Source organism: Thermobifida fusca NBRC 14071 = JCM 3263 (genome assembly GCF_001592045.1).
Taxonomy (GTDB): domain Bacteria; phylum Actinomycetota; class Actinomycetes; order Streptosporangiales; family Streptosporangiaceae; genus Thermobifida; species Thermobifida fusca.
This window is the reverse complement of record NZ_BCWB01000056.1, coordinates 13,072-31,085: the sequence shown is the minus strand read 5'-3', so window position 1 is coordinate 31,085 and position 18,014 is coordinate 13,072. Positions and strand designations below refer to the sequence as shown.

Below are 18,014 nucleotides of genomic sequence, written 5' to 3'. Positions count from 1 at the left end.
CTACGGAGGCGACGGCCCACGCCAGCGGGTCAGTGCCCCGCGGAAACCGCTCCTCGGCGCCAAGCTCGCGCTGCGCCTCTTCGGCAGCCAGGTAACCCAGTGCCGCGCGGACCACCGGATGGGTTGGGGTTGCGGCAAGATCAGCCAGGACTGCGGCGAGGCGTTCTCCCAGGCCGGGCGTGGACTGCCCGGTAAGAGAGCGGGCAGCCTCGTCGAGGTAGGCGCTGGACAGGCGTTCCCCGGTGCGGCTGGCTTCCGCGAGCGAGATGAGGGTGTGTTCCTCCGCGGCGAGCTGCTCCCGCAGGGCGGCATCAAGCGTGTTGTCGCTGTCGAAGCCGTCCACGACGAGCCGTTCCGCGGTCTGCTCGGAGACCGGAAGAGTCCCTCGCAGCCGGTGCAGTGCCAGGATGTGTCTGCGAAACAGGCGGGCCCTGTGGGCCGGCCACTGGTGGCTGGGGCGCCGCCGCTGGTTGGCGGTCCACACGTCGCGGAGTCGATCCAGTTCGACGAGTCGGCCCCGCACGTCAGGGGGCAAGCGGTCTACAGCAGGGTCAAGGTCGCGCAGCGAACTCACATGACACACCGTTACCCACAGGGAACCGGCAAAACCTCATCTATGCCAACCTATGACCTTTGAACGGGAGAAAACCTGACGTTCGTGGGCATCCCGCTGCACGACTGCGGCGGGTCCGCCGAGAATTTCTGAGATCATGACGCGGTCGCGTTGACGATGCCCGTCGACTTCCCGCACTCGTAGACTCAGAGCGCATCCTTCAGGACTGGAGTTAAGACGCATGGCTTTCGACTTCAAGGTCGCCGACCTCTCGCTGGCCGAGTTCGGTCGCAAGGAGATCCGTCTCGCCGAACACGAGATGCCCGGGCTTATGGCCACCCGGGCAGAATTCGGACCGAAAAAACCGCTTCGGGGTGCGAAGATCACGGGCTCGCTGCACATGACCGTTCAAACCGCGGTCCTGATCGAGACCCTGGTGGAGTTGGGCGCTGAAGTCCGCTGGGCGAGCTGCAACATCTTCTCCACCCAGGACCACGCCGCCGCGGCCGTGGTGGTGGGTCCGGACGGAACCCCGGACAACCCGCGCGGGGTGCCGGTGTTCGCGTGGAAGGGCGAAACGCTCGAAGAGTACTGGTGGTGCACGGAACAGGCGCTCACCTGGCCGGACGGCGAAGGCCCGAACATGATCCTCGACGACGGCGGGGACGCCACCATGCTTGTCCACAAGGGGGTGCAGTACGAGAAGGCGGGGGCGGTCCCCGACCCGGATACCGCCGACAGCGAGGAGTTCCGCATCGTCTTGGAACTGCTCCGCAGGACCTTGGCGGAAAACCCCCGCAAGTGGACAGAGATCGCCTCCCGGATCAAGGGGGTCACCGAGGAGACCACGACCGGGGTGCACCGCCTCTACGAGATGCAGCGTTCCGGCACGCTGCTGTTCCCGGCGATCAACGTCAACGACTCCGTCACGAAGAGCAAGTTCGACAACAAGTACGGCTGCCGCCACTCGCTGATCGACGGCATCAACCGGGCCACTGACGTGCTCATCGGCGGCAAGGTCGCGGTGGTGGCCGGATACGGCGACGTCGGTAAAGGCTGCGCGGAGTCGCTCCGCGGCCAGGGCGCCCGCGTCATCGTCACCGAGATCGACCCGATCTGCGCGCTCCAGGCCGCTATGGACGGCTACCAGGTGACCACGCTCGACGAGGTCGTCGAGACCGCCGACATTTTCATCACCGCGACGGGCAACCGGGACGTCATTACTGCCGAGCACATGGCCCGGATGAAGCACCAGGCCATCGTCGGCAACATCGGCCACTTCGACAACGAGATCGACATGGCGGGGCTGGCCGCGATTCCCGGCATTGAGAAGATCGAGATCAAGCCGCAGGTGCACGAGTGGCGCTTCCCGGACGGGCACTCCATCATCGTGCTGTCTGAGGGGCGCCTGCTCAACCTGGGCAATGCCACCGGGCACCCCAGCTTCGTGATGTCCACCAGCTTCACTAACCAGGTCATCGCGCAGATCGAGCTGTTCACCAAGACCGACCAGTACCCGACCGGCGTGTACGTCCTGCCCAAGCACCTCGACGAGAAGGTCGCCCGCCTGCACTTGGACGCACTCGGCGTGAAGCTGACCCGGCTCACCAAGGAACAGGCCGAGTACATCGGGGTGGACATCGACGGCCCCTACAAGTCCGACCACTACCGGTACTGAGCCGCCCCGGGCCCGGTGCCGCGGGAATCGCGTGGCGTGGCACCGGGCCGCGGTGGCCCTCCACTCTCGCCCTGCCCGGTAGGTGCGTGACGCAGCGCAGTGCCCCGAGCGTGGACAACACCGACGCGGTGGACCGCGGAACGGGAAAAGCGGGCGGGGTGGGCGATCGGCTGCCGCCCGCTTCCCAGGGTGTGCCGTGTCGTACGATCACTCTGTCACGCACTGTCGCGGCCCGCAGCGGACGATGGTCCGGACGTTGGCCTCGGAAGGACCCGGGCCGCACGTCATGCCCGAAGGCGCCGGGAACCGCCGGAAGAGTCCGCCGGCTCCGCGGCCGCCCACCGCCCAAACGCCCTGCGGGCGGCACGGGGCCGCTGCCGTAAGGGGAAGACCAGGGCAGCCGCTTTCCGTACGGCCCAGCACATGCGGACCGGCTGGCGCCTCGCATCCGGCAGGCTACGCGTAGGCGCGTCCGTGTCCCAGCGAGAAAGCAGTCACAGTTCGACCCGGGTGAGCGTGAAGGCGATCAGAAACCCGCTCGTGGTGATGAGCCCGGTGAGCAGATGGGTGCGCGCGAACGCTTCCGGGATCATCGTGTCAGCGATCATCGCCAGAATCGCCCCGGCAGCGACCGCGGTGATGACGGCGACGGTGACCGGGGACGCGGTCTCCAACAGCAGGTTTCCGGCCAGGGCAGCCACCCCGGTGAGGACCGCCACACTGCCCCACATCCCGAAGACGTAGCCTGCGCCCCGACCGGCCTCCCGCATGCCCACCGCGCTCGACAGCCCTTCCGGGATGTTGGAGAGGAAGATCGCGGCGAGCACCGCCACCCCGATGCCGCCTTCGAACAGCGACAGTCCGAGCACCACCGACTCGGGGATCCCGTCGAGAAGCGAACCGACGACGATAGCAGCGCCGCTGCCCTGCACCTGGGTTTCGGACGGCTGTCCAGGGCCGGACCGTTTACGGTGCTGGGCGCCCCGCCGGGCAAGGAGCGCGTTGACCGCCACATAGCTGACCGCCCCGGCGACGAAACCGACCACGGTCGGGAGCAGCCCGACCGACCGCTCGGTCCTGTCGACGAGTTCGAACGCCATGGCCGAGATGAGGACGCCCGCGCCAAAAGCCACGGTGCCCGCGATCACCTGCGGTGAAATCCGCAACCACCAGCCAGCGGCCGCCCCGATCAGGAGGGCGCTTCCCGCCAGCAGCCCCCAGCATCCCGCCTCCGCCCACAAAGGCATCGCTTCTCACCCCCCACCCGAAGGCCACTGCCCCCAGGCCGCGGAGGAAACATGCCTGCGGCGGAGTCCGTCTCACCCCGCAGAGGGGCCGTGGATCTGGGCGAACCGCTCCGCCTCGCGCCGCCGTCGCTCTGCCAGCACCGCGGCCAGGTACTCGGGCGGGCTGGCCTGCGGGGGCGGCGGAGGAGACACGTACTGGGAGACCGTGGTGGCGAGCTGGATCCCCAGTTCGTAGCGGGTCTGGTGATCGAACGCGAGGTAGCGGGTCAGATACTGGTAGGCCACCGCGGCGAGGTCAGCGGGGAGCCGCGACAGCTCCGCGGTGCGTGCCCAGTCCGCCATGGGCGGGGGCATGTCGATCACCGGGGTGATCCGGTGGCCGGTGCGTTCCTGGATCACGATGGTGCCGGCCAGGAAGTCACCGATCCGGCGGCCCTGGCGGTTCACCAGCGAGCTGGCCAGCCCGACCACGCCGCTCGACAGCCAGAACTCCACGATCGCGGAGAGCGCTCGGGCCAGAGACTGCCGGAACCGCACCGGCGTGCCGTCCGCACTGACGACCCGCAGGCCCAGGGCGAGCTTGCCGAGGCTGCGCCCCCGGCTGAGGGTTTCGAAAGCCACCGGGTAGCCCACGACCGTCAGCACGGTCAGGGTCAACCCGATGGCGACGGGCAGCGCCTCGTCGAGGTTCCCTTTGGTGAGCAGCGCAAGAGTCAGAAAGCTCGCGACCAGGGCGGCAAACTGGACGAGGAAGTCGATACCGAATGCGACCGCGCGGCTGGCGAACCCGGCAGGGCGCAGGTCGAGGGGAACCGCGTCCCCGGTCACCAGGGAGGTCGAGCCACCGTACCCTGCGCTGTGCGACACCGTTCTCTCCTCACGCGTCGGGGAACTGTGGCGGGCCTCCGCACGCGGGGCACGCCGTACCGTTTCCGGAACCTGGATCCAGTCTTTCAGACTGCCGGAAGCACCCCACCGATGGAAAATCCCGCCTAGCAGACAGCAAGTAGAGTCGAGATGTGGATCTTGACCTCTTCATTGCCGAGCGGCGTCCTGCCTGGGAGCGGCTGCAGACCCTGGTGCGCCGCCACCGCCGCCTCACCGGGGAGGAAATCGACGAACTCGTCGACCTGTACCAGCGGGTCGGCACCGACTTGTCGGTGCTACGCTCCACGGGACACGACCCGGCGCTCGCCGGATGGCTGTCGGGCCTGGTGGCGCGCGCCCGCGCCGTGATCACCGGAGCCCACGCGGGATCCTGGCGCGACTTCACCCGGTTCTTCACCCGCGTTTTTCCCGCCACCCTGTACCGGCTGCGCTGGTGGTGGCTGGCCGTGACCGCGGTCAACCTCGCGGTGGCTTTCGGGGTGGGAGTCTGGATCGCGACCACCCCCGAAGCCCAGACAGCGATGGGAACCCCCGAAGAGATCAGGGCCTACGTCGAGCACGACTTCGCCAACTACTACGTCGAGCATCCAGGGGCGTCGTTCGCCGCCCTGGTGTGGACCAACAATGCGTGGGTGGCCGCCCAGTCCATCATCTTCGGCGCGTTCCTCTGCCTGCCCGCCGTCTACGTGCTGCTGCTCAACTCCCTCAACCTGGGAATGGCCGGCGGTCTGATGGCCGCCCACGGCAAAACCGACATCTTCTTCGGGCTCATCCTCCCGCACGGCCTGCTGGAACTGACCGCGGTGTTCATCGCCGGCGCGGTCGGGATCCGGATCGGCTGGACTTTCCTGGCCCCGGGGCCGCGACCCCGCGTCCAGGCAGTGGGCGAGGAGACCCGCGCTGCGATGGGGGTGGCGCTGGGGCTCGTCGTCGTGCTGTTCGTCTCCGGCCTCATCGAAGGGTTCGTGACCGGCTGGGTGCACATCACCTGGCTGCGGATCGGGATCGGCGTGGCCGCGGAAGCGTGCTTCCTGCTCTACGTGTTCACTCTGGGCCGCCGCGCAGCCCAGGAAGGGGAGACCGGCGACATCGCAGACGCCCCGCAGACGGTCGCGGTCGCAGGCTGACCCACCGTGGGGCGGCCTGCCGCAGACGTGCCGCTACAACCGCCCTTGGGCTTTCAACGCGAGATACGCGTCAGCCAGCGCCGGAGCGAGCTCTTCTGCGGGAGCCTCCACCACTTCCACGCCGCGCCGCCGCAGCTCCGCGGCGATACGGCGGCGCTCCGCGAGGGTGCGCTGCGCGGCGGCAGCCCGGTACACGGCCTGCGCATTCCCCCGCTCCGCGGCCATCCGGGTGACATACGGGTCGGCCACGGACGCCACGAGCACGAGGTGGCGGGCGGTCAGCGTGGACAGCCGAGGCAGCAGGCCAGTCTCCACAACAGCAGGGGTGAGGTCGGTAAGCAGCACGACGAGCTGGCGGCCGCGGCGCGGGCCGCTCAGGATCGCGGAGACCATGCCGGCCGCGTCCAGCTCCACCAGTTCCGGCTCTAGCGGCGCCATCGCCGAGACGATCGCCGGCAGGGTGCTGCCCCGCCCCTCCGAGCGCACTCGGGCCCGCACCTGACGGTCGTAGGCGAGGAAGTCGACCCGGTCCCCGGCCTTAGCCGCGAGCGCGGTCAGCAGCAGTGCCGCATCCATGGCGTGCTCCAGCCGCGGCAGGTCGCCTACCCGTCCCGCTGACGTGCGACTGGTGTCAAGCACCAGGAGGATGCGGCGGTCGCGTTCTGGACGCCACGTGCGCACCACCACCGTTTCCCGGCGCGCGGTCGCCCGCCAGTCGATCGACCGGACGTCGTCACCGGGCACATATTCACGCAGCGAGTCGAACTCGCTGCCCTGGCCGCGGACCATGGTGCGGTGCTGGCCTTCCAGCGCCTGAAGCTGCGACAGTTTGCTGGGCAGGTGCCGCCTGCTGCGGAACGGGGGAAGCACCCGCACGGTCCACGGCGCCGTGTGCGAGGACTGGCGTGCCGCCAAGCGCAGGGGACCGTAGGAGCGCACGGTGACGTGGGCGTTGTGCTGGTCGCCGCGCCGGGTCGGCGTCAACGCGGTCCGGACGAGCCGCTGCCCTCTCGGCGGGACCACCAGGTCGTGGGTGCGCGGGGCCGCTCCGGCACTGGGCCGCCACGCGTCGCGCACGGTGGCACGCAGCGGACGCCGCCCCGGGTTGGCGACCACCAGCCACACCTCGGCCTGCTCTCCCAGCCGCACCGACGTGTCCCCGCCGTGCGTCAACCGCACGCTCCGGGAGTTCGCGGCCAGCGCGAGATCCACTAGCAGGACCGTGAGCAGGAGTCCCAGAACCACCCAAGGCACCCAGCGGCCCGCGGGGGCAGCGATGAAGGCTACCGCCACCCCGACGAACGCCAGGAACACCGCACGACCGGTGACCGCCATGAACACCCTTCCTGGTTGTGCCCGACCGATGAGCTGTCAGCGGGGGACCGGCACCGACGCCAGCACGCCGTCGAGCACCCCGTCGGTGCTCGCCCCCTCCAACTCCGCTTCGGCGCGGAGCACGACCCGGTGGCGCAGGGTCGCTTTCGCTAGGGCTTTCACATCGTCGGGGGTCACATAGTCGCGGCCGGACAGCCACGCCCACGCCCGGCTCGTGCGCAGCAGCGCGGTCGCCCCGCGCGGGGAGGCGCCGAGCAGCAGCGAGGGGGACGTCCGGGTAGCGCGGCACAGGTCCACGATGTAGCCGAGCACTTGGGGGGAGACGTGGACCTGCTGCACTGCTGCGCGGGCAGCAGCGAGCTCGGCGGCCCCCGCCACCGGACGCACCCCGGCCGCGGCCAGGTCGCTGGGGTCGAAACCGGCGGCGTGCCGGGAGAGCATCTCGACTTCCTGGTCCCGCTCCGGCAGCGGCACGATCAGCTTCAACAGGAAGCGGTCGAGCTGGGCTTCCGGCAGCGGATAGGTGCCCTCGTATTCCACCGGGTTCTGTGTGGCGGCCACCACGAACGGGTCGGGCAGCTCCATCGTCCGCCCGTCCATGCTGACCTGGCGTTCTTCCATCGCTTCCAGGAGCGCCGCCTGGGTTTTAGGCGGGGTGCGGTTGATTTCGTCGGCCAGCAGCAGGTTGGTGAAGACCGGGCCTTCGCGGAATTCGAACTTCGCGGTCCGCGCGTCGTAGACCATGGACCCGGTCACATCGCCCGGCATCAGGTCGGGGGTGAACTGGACCCGCCGGGACTCCAGCGACAGCGCGGCAGCGACCGCCCGGACCAGCAGCGTTTTGGCTACGCCCGGCACGCCCTCCAAGAGGATGTGACCGCGACACAGGAGCGCGATGACCAGTCCGGTCACAATCTCTTCCTGGCCTACGACGGCTTTGGCGACCTCGGACCGCAACGCGATCAGGGCCTGCCGTGCCGTATCGGCGGACGCCTGGGAACCCGGGTGGACGTCGCTCACGACTGCCTTACCTCTCTTTCAAGTCGGTCGAGTTCGTCGGCGAGCCGGACCAGATCCGCGTCAGAGCGGAGGAAGGGGTCGGCTCCGTCCGGTTCGCCGTACAGCAGAGCGTGCACCTGCTGAGGGGAGGAGGCGCAGCGGGCGGAGACAGCCGCCGCTACCGTGTCGGGGGCGGCATCAGGGCCGAGTCCCAGCACTGGGCGGAGCCGGTCGACCACGCCGGATCGTAGCGCGGCCGCGGCTCGGTCCCGGGCACGCCGGGACGTGTACAAGCGGGCCCGTCCTTCCGTGGTTTCTGAGGCGCGCACCACGACGGGCAGCCGTTCCGCGACCAGCGGCCCCAGCCGTCGGCCGCGCCAGAACGCCAGCAGCGCGAACGCGGCCACCAGCACAGGCAGGGACAGCACGAATCCGGGGTGGATCAGCTCGTGCAGTTCCGTGGGCTGCGCCGCAGCGGGCGCGGGGATGAGCCACACCACGTCGCGCCCGGCCAGCAGGTTGAGGAGCAGCGCCGCGTTGCCTTCCAAAGCGAGGGAGTCGTTGCGCAGCGGCTGCTGGGAGCCCAGCACGGTGATCGTGCGCCCCGCCTCTTCCACCTGCACGAGGGAATGGCCTTCCTCCCCCGGATAGCAGGCGAGGGACCCGCCGGTGTAGAGCGTCTCACCGAGTTCGGCGCTTCCCGCCATGACGGCGGCCTGCAGCGAGCAGTCCGGTTCGAGCGGTTCTGCGGGCAGGGAGGAGGCGGCCACTTCCACCCCGGGTGCGGCTGCTTCGAGCAGGTCCGGGGTCGGCTGCACCAGAAGCTGGTCGCCGGGCAGGTCTGTGAGGCGTGCGACATCGTCGGGCCGCAGTTCGTGGCTGCGCACCACGAGGAGGACCGTGTCCGGTCCCGCTGCGGCGGCCGCTGCGTCGACGCTGCGGGCCACGGTGACGTCAGCGCCCCGCTTCCGCAGGATCTGCGCGAGCGCCCGGGATCCTTGCCCGGTGACCGCCTCCGGGTCGAGGTGCCCCACGGGCCGGGTGGGGGAGCTCACCGCCACGAGCGCCGCGATCCCGACGGCGGCGAGGACGAAGGCAAGCGGTCCACGCGTCCGCCGCCACAGGTCGCGCAGGCTCGGGGAGAACGCAGTGGAGGGAGCGGTCATGACACGGACTCCGACGGTAGTGCAGGCAGGGCGCGGCGCAGGGTGTCATCCAACGCGCACACCAGGCGGTACCCTTCGGCGGTGGCTTCGCGGTCGCCGTACCAGACGTCGTTGAACAAAGCCGCGACCCGGTGCAGTTCGGTGCGCTGGTCCGGGAAGACCGCGGAGGTCTCCACCGCCCATTCGGTGGCGGTACGCCCCAGCCGCGGGGTGAGTACGGCGTGGTCTTCCAGGTCGCGGACCACCGCGCGGAGCCGTTCCCGGATCGCTTCGGCGTAGGCGCCGCGGGCCGCATGCTCGTCGGCGAGGGCCCGCTGCTCGTCTGTGCTCAGCGTGCCCGCGGAGTCGAGGACCGCGGCGCGGCGCGCAGCGCGGCCGGGGCGGAGGTACCACAGGAGCGCAGCGACGAGCAGGGCGAGGACGACGAGCAGCGCTCCCAGGGTCCACCAGCCTCCGGGCAGCGCTGTCTGGGCTGCCCCGAGCAGCTCGCCCAGCAACCGGTCCACCCAGCGGAAAAAGAGGTCCAGCAGGGACGGCCGGGCTTCGTCGTAGACGGGGTCGGACAGCTCCTCCCAGGCGAGGCGCGCCCCTTCCTCGCGGCTCACCATCACGACCTGCCCGCCGGCTGTGCCGGAACTGTGGCTGCCAGCAGCTCAGGACCGGGGGTGGCGCCGGCCCGCACTGCTTCCCGCACCCGCAAGTCCAACCCTTCACGGCGCATCCGCACGTCCAGGTAGAGCAGGGCAGTCACCCCCGCGGTAAACGGTTCGCTGACGCACCCGGTCACGAGGAGGCCGAGGAAGGACAGCAGGGCGGCGAGCACGGACGTCAGCGCCGACTCGCCGAGGGGGACTTCGACGAGTACCGCGGCCAACGAGAACGGGGTGGACAGCACGTTGGAGAGCACGCTGGAAAGCAGGAGAGCGAGGAAGAGCACTGCGGCGATCCACCAGAAGTTGCCTGTGCTCAACTGCCAGGAGCGGGCCAGCGCGCGCCCCGGCCCCACCCGTTCCACGACCGCGGCGGGCACCGCCAGCGATGTCTTCACCATGAGCCAGCCGAACAGCGCGATGAACCCGGCGAAGAACAGGAGGAAGAGCAGCAAGCCCAGCGGAGGCAGGAGCACGAGCAGCACGCTGGTGATCAGCAGCCCGAGCACCAGCACGATTGCCGCCGCTGTCACGAGTCCCAGGTAGAAGCCGACCAGTGCCCACAGGCTGCCCCAACTGCCGCGCAGCGCCGCGGCGGTTTCCCGCAGGGAGAGCCGGCGGCCGAGCACGGCTGCGGCGACCACGGTGCTGAGCAGGCCGGAGAGCAGCACACTCCCGAGGAACTGCAGCAGCGCGCCGAGGTAGACACTCACTAGTGCGGTCCCGGACAGTTCCAGGTCCTCCGGGTTGACGATTTCCGAGCTGAAGAAGTCGGCGTACGCGCCGGTGACGTCAGCGAGCCCCAGGGCAGGCAGCAGGCTGGTGAGCGCCACCACGAGGAAGCTCAGCCCGAGCACGGTCCGCGGATTGTCGCGCAGGTAGCTGAATCCGCCGTTGAGCAGCTCCCCGAGCGAGTGCGGGCGCAGCCCCACAGCGGGGGAAGGGGCAGCCGGGGCGGTGGTCGGAACGGAGAGGGGAGGGGCAGCCGGACCGGACGGGGGTGTCCACCCGTGCTGGGCAGCCGGGCCGGACGGAGGCGCGTGCTGCGGCGGAGGAGGCGCCCCCGGGGCAGCAGGCACGGTTGAGGATCCCGGAGCCGCCCACGGACCGGGCGAAGAGGTTTCCGGAGCAGGCGGGACAACGTGATGCCCCCCATCGGGACCGTGTTCTGGGGTAATGTCCTGACCGGGGGGCTGGCCGGGAGAAGACCCCCCGCCCAGGGCACGCCACTGCTGACCCTCCTCGGACATGAAACCTCCTGTAGCAACCGTGCAGGCGGGTGTGCCTCCGTGATACGGCACTCCCACGCTATGCGAGTCTCAACCTACTGCCGGAAATTCCGCGGCGAGGACCCCGACCGCGTATCGTCCGACCTGCAAACATCCGCTGGTTTTGTATGCTTTTGTTATCTGACGTCCTGACTTCCGCAAAGAACGCAGCGGCCCGCGCTGGACGGAACGGCAGACAGGCGGCAGTGTGGGCACAGTGGCCCGGAGCTCATCGCCTGCTGATGCGGGATGCTGACGGGACGTCCCACCGCAAACAACAGCCCAAGGACGGCCGGTCAAGCTGACGGGGCCCGGCTGGAAGAGTTTCGAAGTTCTGCCCCTTGCGAGTGTCCGGAAAGGAGAAGGCGGACCGGAGTCGTCCCTCAAAGTAAGTAAGGGATGTCGACCGACGCCGGAGAATTGATGAAGGGACGCGTGCTGGTCGTCGACGACGACCTCGCTCTGGCCGAAATGCTGGGCATCGTGCTCAGAGGCGAAGGCTTCGAGCCGTCGTTCGTGCACGACGGGGACAAAGCCCTGGAGGCCTTCCGCGAGACCAAACCCGACCTGGTGCTGCTGGACCTCATGCTTCCCGGTGCGGACGGCATCGATGTGTGCCGCCAGATCCGCGCCGAGTCCGGAGTGCCCATCGTGATGCTCACCGCGAAGAGCGACACGGTGGACGTGGTGCTCGGCTTGGAGTCCGGTGCCGACGACTACATCGTCAAACCGTTCAAACCCAAGGAACTGGTGGCCCGGATCCGGGCTCGGCTGCGCCGTACCGAGGAGCCCGCACCCGAGATCCTGCAGATCGGTGACATCACCATCGATGTCGCCGGACACTCGGTCCGCCGCGGCGACCAGGTCATCAACCTCACCCCCCTGGAGTTCGACCTGCTCGTGGCGCTCGCCCGCAAGCCGCGCCAGGTCTTCACCCGCGAAGTCCTCCTGGAGCAGGTGTGGGGATACCGGCACGCCGCGGACACCCGCCTGGTCAACGTGCACGTCCAACGGCTCCGCGCCAAGATCGAGAAGGACCCCGAGCACCCGGAGATCGTGGTCACGGTGCGGGGGGTCGGATACAAGGCCGGTTCTCCCTGACGGCTTTTGAGGACGGAAGCGGTGACGGACAGCGTCCAAGCCCCGAGTCCGAACGCGGCCGCCCCTGCCCTGGAAGGGGAGGCCGCGTTCACACGGTGGCAGCGGATGGGCAACGCACTGCGCGCCGGATATGTGGTGACCCAGCGGCTGGCCCGCGGTCTCGTCACCGCCGTGCACTCGCGGTGGCGGCGCTCCCTGCAGCTCCGGGTGGTCACCACCACCTTGATGGCCTCGGTCCTGGTCACCGCGATTCTGGGGTTCTTCATGGTGCAGCAGGTCCGCTCGGACCTGCTCAAGGCCAAGGAGCAGGCCGCGTTCAGCGACCACCACATGGGGCTGACCGCTGCCCTGGGCATCCTCCAGGACAGCGGACAGCAGGACCCGGAACGCCAGCTCGACGAGATCGTCGAAGAGCTCAGTGCACGCAGCGGTGCCACCGGGTTGTACGACGTGGTGATCCTGCCCTCGGTGGGCGGCATGACGGGCCGGGCGAGCGGCGGCGTCGGCGAAGCGAGCATTCCCGCACAGCTCCGCGAGGAAGTGCAGAACAGTAACGGCGACACCCAGCACGGCCGCTACACCGAGATCATCCGCGGCCCCAACCGGGAACCCGGGTTGGCCGTGGGCGCCCAGTTGTCCAGCGCCTACGAGCTGTACTACCTGTTCCCGCTCGACCACGAGCAGCAGATGCTCGACCTGGTGCAGCGGACCTTGGCGCTCGTCGCTTCCGTCATGGTCCTGCTGTTGGCCGCCATCGCCTACGTGGTGACCCGCCAAGTGGTCACGCCGGTCCGGCAGGCCGCCAGCTCCGCCGAGAAGCTGTCCTCCGGTGACCTGTCTGAGCGGATGGAAGTCCGCGGGGAGGACGACTTGGCGCGCCTGGCGGTGTCGTTCAACGACATGGCGGGCAGCCTCCAGGAGAAGATCCAGGAGCTGGAGGAGCTGTCCAAGGTCCAGCGCCAGTTCGTCTCGGACGTCTCCCACGAGCTCCGCACCCCGCTGACCACGATCCGCATGGCGGGGGACCTGCTGTTTGAAGAGCGCGACAGCTTCGACCCGACGGTGCGGCGCTCCGTGGAGCTCCTGCAAAGCCAGTTGGAGCGCTTCGAAGAACTGCTCAACGACCTGCTGGAGATCAGCCGGCACGACGCCGGCGCCGCCACGCTGGCTTTGGAACGCGCCGACATCCGCGACTCCGTGCTCCAAGCGGTCCGGGAAGCCGAACAGATCGCGGAGAAGCGCGGGATCAAGGTGATCCTGCGCCTGCCTACCGAGCCGTGCACCGCCGAGTTCGACTCCCGCCGGATCAACCGCATCCTGCGCAACCTCATCGTCAACGCCATCGAGCACAGCGAAGGCAAGGACGTCATCGTGACCGCGGCCGCAGACCGGGACGCCGTGGCGGTAGCGGTCCGCGACTTCGGGGTCGGCCTCAAGGAAGGCGAAGAGCACTTGTGCTTCGACCGGTTCTGGCGCGCCGATCCCGCTCGGGCCCGCACTACGGGGGGAACCGGGCTCGGCCTGGCGATCGCCAAGGAGGACGCGCAACTGCACGGCGGCTGGCTCCAAGCATGGGGACGGCCGGGGAAGGGCGCCCAGTTCCGGCTGTCGCTTCCCCGGGTGGCCGGCACTGAGCTGCGCGGCTCCCCGTTGCCGCTGGTCCCGCCGGAGATGGCGTTAGGGGGAAACCTTTCGGTGTTGAGCGGCCAGCAGGTCGACTTGGAGACCGGGCGAGGAACAAGCGCGGGGGAGGAAGCGTGATCGGACAGGCGAACCGGATTGCTGCCGCGGTCTCGACCGCCTGTCTCGCTGTCCTGCTTGCCGGGTGTGCCACTGTCCCCACCGGGGGGCCGACTTTCGAAGGCCGCGGGGGCGGCGCCCAGGGGCAGGTGGACACCTTCACTCGCCTGCTTCCCGCCGGACCGCAGCCCGGCTGGGGAGAGAACGCGCTGGTCCGCGGCTTCCTCAAGGACTTGGGCAGTTTCGAGGAGAACCACGAGGCGGCCCGGCTGTACATGACCGAGGAGTGCGCCGACGTCTGGCAGCCCAGCGACCGGGTGCTCGTCTACGAGGAGATGGATGCGGTCCGCTTCGACGTGGAGACGGTCGAGGAGGAGCGCGCGGCACGGGTGCGGGTCCGCACCCCGCTGTACGCCACGATCCGCCCGGACGGCCAGTACGTGCCCGCCTCACCGGGAGAAGCGATCGACGTCGTCTTCGACCTGACCAAGGTCGACGGCGAGTGGCGGATCGCGAACCTGCCCGACACCATCCTGCTGAGCCGCCAGGACGTGGACCGGGTGTACCGCCCGCTCAACCTGTACTACTTCAACCGGGACATGAGCACCCTGGTACCGGACCCGGTGTTCCTGCCGGTGAGCTCCGCGGTGAACATCACGGAGCAGCTCTCCCAGCGGCTGGTCACGATGCTGCTGGACGGGCCCACGGACTGGCTGGCGCCCGCGGTGCGCACCTCGTTCCCCGCGGGGACCACCGCCACCGTGGAGTACTCCTCGGGCAATGTCACCGTGAACCTCGACCACCGGGCCGCGGCCGCCGACCCCCGCCGGCTCTTCGGCATGGGCGCCCAACTGGTGTGGACCCTCAAACAGCTCCCCGAGATCCAGGAGTTCACGCTGCGGCTCGACGGCGAAGAGGTGGAGCTCCCCGGAGTGGAGGACGGGGTGCTGCAGGCCAGCAGCCAAGAGTGGAACTCGGTGAACCCGGCGGGAATGACCGGTTCGCCGCGCGCCTACTTCCTGCGGGACGGCCAACTGTGGTCGCTCGACGTCGACCAGCGGGAGGCTCTCGTGCCCGGGGCGGCCGGGCACGGACGCATCCTGGTGGAGGAGCACGCGGTCTCGCTGGACGAGACCCGGGTGGCGGGCATCATGCCGGACGACGACTCGGTCCGGGTCGCTCCGATCGCCGAGGACGGCGAGTATACGACCGTGCTCCAGGGAGGCGACTACACCTCGCTGTCGTGGGACGGCTACGGCAACCTGTGGGTGGTGGAGGACCTTTCCGCGGAAGTCGCCGAGGCGGAGCGGGAAGAGGATCTCGCGGACGACACCGAGCCGGGCGACACCGCGGTGGGGAGCACGGAGCGCCGGGAAACGGACCGCGGAGAGAAGCGCCAGGTGACCCGGCTGTGGCTGCTCGCCGAGGATGCGGACCCGGTCGAGGTGCACGCGCCGGAGCTCGCCGGGGTTCCCGTCACTGAGCTGCGGGTCTCCCGGGACGGCACCCGGGTGGCGGTTCTGACCGGAGGCGCCGACGGCGGCCAGGTCCTGGTGGGCCGCGTGGTCCACGGCGAATCGACGGTGAGCCTGCAAGCCTTCCTGCCCCTGGCCCGGGACTTGGTGACCGTCACCGACCTGTCGTGGCGCGGTGCCGACCAGCTGGCGGTCCTGGGGCAGAAGGAGCGCGGCGCGATCCAGGCCTACCTGGTGTCGCTCAACGGCAGCGGGGAGTCCACCAGCGCGGGCGCGGTGACCGGATCGGACATGAAGACCATTACCGCGGCCCCGGGAATGCCCCTGCTGTCAGGGACTGAAGAGGACACGATCTCCTCGTCCAGCGACCGCCTCATGTGGCGGCGGGCAGTGGAGGGCACCAAACCCGTCTACCCAGGCTAAGCGGCGGCCTTATCCACAGCCTGGCGGTGCGGGGTGCTGCATCCCGCCGCGGAGGCGCACCGTGGAGGCATGGTCCTGTGCTCTGTGCTGACGGAATGGGTGTCGGCGCTCGCCGACCTGGTGCTGGAGCAGCACTGCGCCGGATGCGGCGGGCTGGACGGGCCGCTGTGCGCGGCGTGCCGGGAAGTGGTCGACCGGGGCCCGTGGCGCTGCCCGGCCCGGTTCGGCTGCCCACCGGTCTGGGCGGCGGGGGCGTATACGGGGCGCGGTCGCGCGGTCCTGCTGGCGTTCAAGAACGGCGGGTACCGGGCATTGGCGGAACCTTTGTCCCGGGGCCTGGCTGCCGCGGTGCGGGCGGCAGCGCCGACCGCCGAGCGGATCAGTCTGGTTCCCGTGCCGGGGCGGCGCTCCGCGGTGCGGAAGCGCGGCTACGACCCGGTGCGGACGGTGGGCGCGGCCGCAGCAGTGCGGTTGCGCGCCCAGGGGGTGGCGGCGCGGGTGGTCTGCCCGCTGCGGTACAGCCGCCCGACCCGGGACCAGGTGGGGCTGGGCGCGGCCGCACGGTGGGCGAACCTGTCCGGGGCTATGCGGGCCCGGTGGCCCGGCAAGAGTCCCGCGGTGGGGGACGCGGTCGTGGTGGTCGACGACGTGCTCACCACGGGGGCCACGCTGGCGGAGGCGGCTCGCGCGCTCACTGCGGCGGGGATCCGGGTTGCGGGCGCGGCCGTAGTGGCGGAACGCCTCTGCCGCGTCGTGACGGACCCGTCGCAAACAGCGACAGCTGGTCCGGCCCGTTCGCCTCCCGGTGGTGCACCGCACGCGATGTGTCGGGAGATTCAGAAAAGTCGTTGGAAGACGGTACCTGACAACCGGGCGATCTCGGGTTAGCGTTCCATTATGGCACCCGTCCGGGTCCGTGGTTGCGTCGACCGTGGCGTGCCCTCAATGGGGACGCCGGGTCGGCAAGCCGATGCCAGCCGCAGGCGAAACGGCCCACGTAAGGCGACTTTTCGTCGACTGATCACGGTGCGGCTTAGAGGTAAGTCCTGCCTCTTGGGAGGGCCCGATGCCCTCCGGACAAGGGAGAAGGGTAGTAGTGGCGCACAAGCGCCGCGAGCCCCTCAGCAGGCGGATGTGGGGACGAAGACCAGGTCGGCCGGGCGGGTGACACTTTCTGTCCACACGGGGCGCGCCGTCACGGGCGCCCCCTTGTGTTTGTGGGGGCGGTAAGGCCGCTGCAGCGCCTGCCGCGCCCGTCCATCCGTCCACGTGCGGTTCCCGGATCACCTAACGCGGTCCCCGGCCTGCGGCCTGCCCCGCGCTTCTGCAGTTTCTCTCTGCGCGTACAGGACCAACGACCGGTGATGATCGTGGGGTCTGCTGGGTATACGCCCAAGTAGAAAGGCCTGTGGCTGCTGAGGCTGGAGAGGAGGAAGACACCGGTCAACCCCACGCGAACAGCGAACGGGGCGCACACCGCATAGCTGGTCGCCCCTGGAGGCGACCACGCGACGAAGGGGGTCTTGTGGACATCATCGTCAAAGGTCGACGCACCGGAGTCAGCGACAAGTTCCGGCGGCACGTCGAGCACAAGCTGGCCAAGCTCCGCAAGTGGGAACGCAAGGACATGATGAGCGTCGACGTGGAGGTGTCCAAGGAGCGCAACCCGAGGCTCGCCAACCACCGCGAGAGGGTGGAGCTGACCATCCGCTCCTCCGGCCCGGTGGTCCGAGGCGAGGCCGCCGCAGATGACCGCTACACCGCTTTGGACCTCGCCCTGGACCGGGTCGAGGCCCGGCTGCGGAAGCTCGCTGACCGCCGCAAGGTGCACAAGGGAAGCCGAGGGCTCGTCTCCGTGGCCGCCGCGACCGCGCAGCTTCCTGTCGACGGCCTTCCGGCCGACTCAGCCATCCCGCCGCAGGTGGTCGAGGACCGCGAGGAGAACCAGGCAGAGGAGTTCGACGGCAGCGCTGTCGACAGCGCTTTCGCCGACGAATTCGTGGAGTTGGACACCGAGGGCGGCGGTTCCCTGGTGGTCCGGGAGAAGTTCCACTACGCCAAACCCATGACCATCGACCAAGCCCTTCTGGAGATGGAGCTGGTGGGCCACGACTTCTACCTGTTCCGCGACAAGGAGCAGGGGCTGCCCAGCGTGGTCTACCGGCGCAAGGGGTTCAACTATGGCGTGCTGCGCCTCATGGAATAAAGTTTCCTACATCTGAATAGCGTCCGGTGTGTCGTGCCGAAGCCCCGGTTTCGGCACGACACACCGTGGGGTACGGCGCTCCAACGGGATCCCGAGAGTCCCTGGGCCCGTGACCGAGCACAGCCACGTCTGTCGTGGGTCGACGGTGCAGCGCTCGT

General features: G+C 69.5%; 14 protein-coding genes and 1 pseudogene. 7 read left to right on the top strand and 8 right to left on the bottom strand.

Annotated features, from left to right (window positions below; genetic code table 11):
- A pseudogene (locus TF1_RS14200) lies at window positions 1–574 on the bottom strand (hypothetical protein); the annotation flags it as partial.
- A gap of 220 nt (window positions 575–794) precedes the next feature.
- Between TF1_RS14200 and ahcY the strand changes: the two are divergent.
- A complete protein-coding gene (ahcY, locus tag TF1_RS14195) occupies window positions 795–2,231 on the top strand; it encodes an adenosylhomocysteinase (protein WP_011292928.1) in 1,437 nt (478 codons plus the stop codon).
- 494 nt (window positions 2,232–2,725) lie between these two features.
- On the opposite strand, the gene TF1_RS14190 is transcribed toward ahcY, so the two are convergent.
- Together TF1_RS14190 and TF1_RS14185 are read right to left on the bottom strand one after the other, a co-directional pair.
- On the bottom strand, window positions 2,726–3,478 hold the full coding sequence (locus TF1_RS14190; protein WP_061783976.1) for a ZIP family metal transporter: 753 nt from the start codon (window positions 3,476–3,478) through the stop codon (window positions 2,726–2,728).
- A gap of 72 nt (window positions 3,479–3,550) precedes the next feature.
- Entirely contained in the window at window positions 3,551–4,345 is a 795-nt protein-coding gene (locus tag TF1_RS14185) for an RDD family protein (RefSeq protein WP_011292926.1), read from the bottom strand.
- Between the two features lie 152 nt (window positions 4,346–4,497).
- Here TF1_RS14185 and TF1_RS14180 point away from each other — a divergent pair, with 152 nt between their 5' ends.
- Window positions 4,498–5,493, top strand: a complete 996-nt coding sequence (locus TF1_RS14180) for a stage II sporulation protein M (protein WP_011292925.1) — start codon at window positions 4,498–4,500, stop codon at window positions 5,491–5,493.
- 33 nt (window positions 5,494–5,526) lie between these two features.
- On the opposite strand, the gene TF1_RS14175 is transcribed toward TF1_RS14180, so the two are convergent.
- From TF1_RS14175 to TF1_RS14155, 5 genes are read right to left on the bottom strand one after another with little or no spacing between them, the layout of a single operon-like run.
- Complete coding sequence (locus TF1_RS14175; RefSeq protein ID WP_011292924.1) at window positions 5,527–6,828, bottom strand: DUF58 domain-containing protein; 1,302 nt, start codon at window positions 6,826–6,828, stop codon at window positions 5,527–5,529.
- A 36-nt stretch (window positions 6,829–6,864) separates the two neighbouring features.
- On the bottom strand, window positions 6,865–7,848 hold the full coding sequence (locus TF1_RS14170) for an AAA family ATPase (RefSeq protein WP_011292923.1): 984 nt from the start codon (window positions 7,846–7,848) through the stop codon (window positions 6,865–6,867).
- Window positions 7,845–8,993 (bottom strand): DUF4350 domain-containing protein, encoded by a 1,149-nt coding sequence (locus tag TF1_RS14165; protein ID WP_011292922.1) that lies wholly within the window; start codon window positions 8,991–8,993, stop codon window positions 7,845–7,847. The genes TF1_RS14170 and TF1_RS14165 overlap by 4 nt, the downstream gene beginning before the upstream one ends.
- Window positions 8,990–9,601 (bottom strand): DUF4129 domain-containing protein, encoded by a 612-nt coding sequence (locus TF1_RS14160; protein ID WP_011292921.1) that lies wholly within the window; start codon window positions 9,599–9,601, stop codon window positions 8,990–8,992. The genes TF1_RS14165 and TF1_RS14160 overlap by 4 nt, the downstream gene beginning before the upstream one ends.
- Window positions 9,601–10,722 carry a hypothetical protein gene (locus TF1_RS14155; RefSeq protein WP_152436266.1) on the bottom strand — a complete coding sequence of 374 codons (1,122 nt, stop codon included), beginning with the start codon at window positions 10,720–10,722 and terminating at the stop codon, window positions 9,601–9,603. Before TF1_RS14155 ends, TF1_RS14160 begins: the two co-directional genes overlap by 1 nt.
- A gap of 612 nt (window positions 10,723–11,334) precedes the next feature.
- Between TF1_RS14155 and mtrA the strand changes: the two genes are divergently transcribed.
- From mtrA to hpf, 5 genes are all read left to right on the top strand, one after another.
- Window positions 11,335–12,012 (top strand): MtrAB system response regulator MtrA, encoded by a 678-nt coding sequence (gene mtrA, locus TF1_RS14150; protein WP_011292919.1) that lies wholly within the window; start codon window positions 11,335–11,337, stop codon window positions 12,010–12,012.
- 21 nt (window positions 12,013–12,033) lie between these two features.
- Window positions 12,034–13,773 (top strand): MtrAB system histidine kinase MtrB, encoded by a 1,740-nt coding sequence (gene mtrB / locus TF1_RS14145; protein WP_011292918.1) that lies wholly within the window; start codon window positions 12,034–12,036, stop codon window positions 13,771–13,773.
- Entirely contained in the window at window positions 13,770–15,650 is a 1,881-nt protein-coding gene (locus TF1_RS14140; RefSeq protein ID WP_011292917.1) for an LpqB family beta-propeller domain-containing protein, read from the top strand. The genes mtrB and TF1_RS14140 overlap by 4 nt, the downstream gene beginning before the upstream one ends.
- 69 nt (window positions 15,651–15,719) lie before the next feature.
- The gene (locus TF1_RS14135; RefSeq protein ID WP_061783975.1) at window positions 15,720–16,538 is read left to right on the top strand and encodes a ComF family protein; all 819 of its coding nucleotides are present in this window, start codon (window positions 15,720–15,722) and stop codon (window positions 16,536–16,538) included.
- 637 nt (window positions 16,539–17,175) lie between these two features.
- Window positions 17,176–17,856, top strand: coding sequence for a ribosome hibernation-promoting factor, HPF/YfiA family (gene hpf, locus TF1_RS14130; RefSeq protein ID WP_011292915.1), 681 nt, complete (start codon window positions 17,176–17,178; stop codon window positions 17,854–17,856).
- Window positions 17,857–18,014 lie beyond the last annotated feature (158 nt).